The sequence below is a fragment of the Lactococcus sp. dk101 genome (genome assembly GCF_009601055.1).
Lineage (GTDB): Bacteria > Bacillota > Bacilli > Lactobacillales > Streptococcaceae > Lactococcus.
On sequence record NZ_WITI01000022.1, the window covers coordinates 1 to 3205 of the forward strand.

1 protein-coding gene is annotated in these 3205 nt (G+C 33.5%); it reads left to right on the forward strand.

Features of this window, described 5'->3' with window-relative positions:
* Positions 1-244: 244 nt before the first annotated feature.
* The coding region (locus tag GHI45_RS10765) for a MucBP domain-containing protein (RefSeq protein ID WP_147780837.1) at positions 245-3205 on the forward strand (2961 nt) is incomplete at its 3' end.

The window sequence follows — 3205 nt, forward strand, 5'->3', positions numbered from 1 at the left end:
CAGAACACTTTGCCCTGAGTCATAGAGTTCTACTAGAGTTTCTTTGAAACCTTGTTCATATCGTTTAACCATATATTGAGTGTACCAAATTACCTAAACTACTGTCCATTTTTCTAGGATAACATCAGGTTGTTCTTTTTCTATTTTTATTATAAACTATGATTAGTGATATAATTCTATTAATTATTTTAATATGACCACTTCCATCTTTGTTTGCATACAGAAAGGTAAAAGGTAATTAAAGATGTCAAAAAAAACAACCGCCCTATTAAGCTTAATGATAATTATATTTGGTTCTTTTTCTCCTCCAATTGCATACGCCTCCTCGGTTGGAAATATTTCGGAAGAACAAATAGAAGATTCTAATTATAGTCCAGATTCAAAGAATGAAGAAGAGCTCCTAGATAAAGAAAAAGAAATCGGGAAAGAAGCTGTTTCCTCCTCTAGCAACATAAAGATAAAAGAAGAAGCACAATCCCCTAGAGCTAGTAATGAGTCTATCGATTTTGTAGCACAAGAAGAGGGAGCTTTTTATGTTAGTAGTTCATACACCGTTAGTACAGGCCAAGTATCAGGAAGCTCAGATACAATTCTATCAGGAGGGACTGTACTATTTAAGAATACATTAGAAAAAGAATTCACAGATAGTGACGAATATATAATGAAAATATCTGTTCCTGCGGATGATTTTTCAAGTATACGACTGAACAGCATAAATAATGATTATAATGGTGGAATAAATATTTCAAATGAAGACGGGTACATAGTTGCAAGACTAAATTTGAAAAATTTTAGTAACTCTATTAGTGAGAATGCTATATTTGAGCTATCGACTAAAAAATTTGTGTTATCTGGTGGTAAAATCAGTGTTATTAAAACAGAAATTTTGGATAAGGCGCAAAACTTAATTAGTGAAGATGATAGTGTTTTGAAAATACAATCAGAAGTTAATGTTACCTCATCTATAGAGGATGGTTCTTCTAATACCGAATTTATTATTGGTGATGAGGACAAGAATAATCCTAATCATACAGGAACTGGCAGTTTAAATTCGTATGCTTTAAATATTGGAACGAGTTGGATGACTAACGGACAGCAGCTCGGAGTTTATCAAGCTCCAGTTCAAGTTACTGTATATTATGGCCCCTATGGTGAAGCCTCACCAAGCACTAATAGCGGATGGACAATTGATTCGGAAAATAAAACTGCAACAAAAATAGTTAGTATAGAGGATTTGCTAAAAAGCAATGGAAGTGTTAGCAATAAATTAAATCTCACTTTTCCAAATGTAGAAAACCAATCAAAGGCACAGTTTAAGGCAGTAGCTACCCCTGTTGAGAATGGTGTATCTAATCATGACAAAGATAGTGTTAGCTTACTTAATAAAACTTTAATTGTTGCGAAACCTACTCTTGATATAAAAGACCCTATAACTAAGACCGCAAGTAAGCCTGTAAGAATGCTTTCAAATATGTCATCTGACAATGAGGAAAGCATGAGCTACACTAGTTTAACCGAATTATATCCAACCTCTGCAAAACAAATCAAAAATATCACAGAAACATGGAATATGCCTGTAGGTTCTATTTTAAGTCAAACATATAAGTTTTATCTACCCACAAACATTTCAGAACAATATAGAGAATTATATTCTAATCTAGTAATTAAAGCGTATGATGGTGACACTGGAGAAGAACTAGGTAATGTAATAATTGGAGAGGACTTCGTAGTAGGTGGAGATGTTAATAAAATAAGATTTGATTTTATAGAACCGATAAAATCCATAAGCACTTCTGCTAGCGATGTACGATCGCTTATGTTAGCGGTGAAAAGAATCGGAACAGAGTCATCCAAAGATAGTATTTTGAAAAAAATAGATGCAAATCACCAAGAAGGTTATGGTGCAACTTCAAACACAACACTCACAAATACTGTAACAGCAAAACTATCAACCAATAATAATGACACAAGTGTCCAAGTCAGCAAAGATGTTGCTACAATATTCATGCCATTTATGATGTTCGGTGTAACATCTATTCCTTCACAAGATTGGAATGCTTCGTTCACTACTCGAGCTACGTACAGATTCAATTTAATGGGAACTGGATACGGGCCATCATTACCATCTGGTGCAACAGCTAAATTTAAAAACCTTAAGTTTTACATCCAAATCCCTGATGACGTTGAATATACTGGCAATTCAGGAAGTGTAAAAGGGAAAGCATACAAAAATTATAAAGGCACTGGATATACATTCATAAAGTTTGATATTGGAGATTTTGATTTCTTATATAATAGTGAAAATCCGTATAAATTTGATGCAGAAGTCATTGGAAATGTCAATTTTAAGTTAGATGAATTTAAATTGAGTTCTTTTAAGATGAACAGGTGGTTTGCTTGGGATAATACAGAGGACGTTCGAGCTATTACTGCGTTTTATCAGTATGATATTACGTCTAAATCTAACAAAGATATTTATGACCTTAACTCAAATGGTAGCACTAGTGATCTCATTTCACTAAGGGAGTCTACTGTCTCCGTGACACAACCAAGTGGAGTGTATTATACTACTTATATTAATAGCCAGCCTACCACCAACATTTCTGTCAAAGATGGACAGATAGTCAATTACATTGTCAACAAAAGAATAATAGGCAATGTAGAAAAGGATTTAAGTCCTACTGTTATACCCATACCCAAAAAAGATATTTCTGGAAACGACATCTCTTTAAATTTAAATGCACTAATTAAGGAGACCAATGACTATTCTATCCAATATGAAATAAATTCATCAAAGGAATTTACTTCAGAATCACCGCAAGATTTGTCAACTGTTACAGCAGTAAAATTTATACCTAAAGATGGTAGTAGCAACAATATAAATTATATAATTCCTCTCAAAGTAAATGGTATTGATTTAAATAAAGCACAAAAGTCTACTATCAAACCCTACCGAATCACAACTACTAATGTTTCTTTAAGTATTGGAAGTTTATCTATTAGAAACGAAGGAACATTAGACAGTGCGTCAGTAACTGTTAAACATGTGGATGAAGCTGGCAAAGAGATAGCAGATGCAACTACTTCTGCTGGATACGTTGGACATGCTTATACAACTGCTCCAGTCAAAGTTGATGGGTATGTATTAAAAGAAACTCCAGTCAATGCAACAGGAAAATATTCAGATGATGAACAGATTGTCACA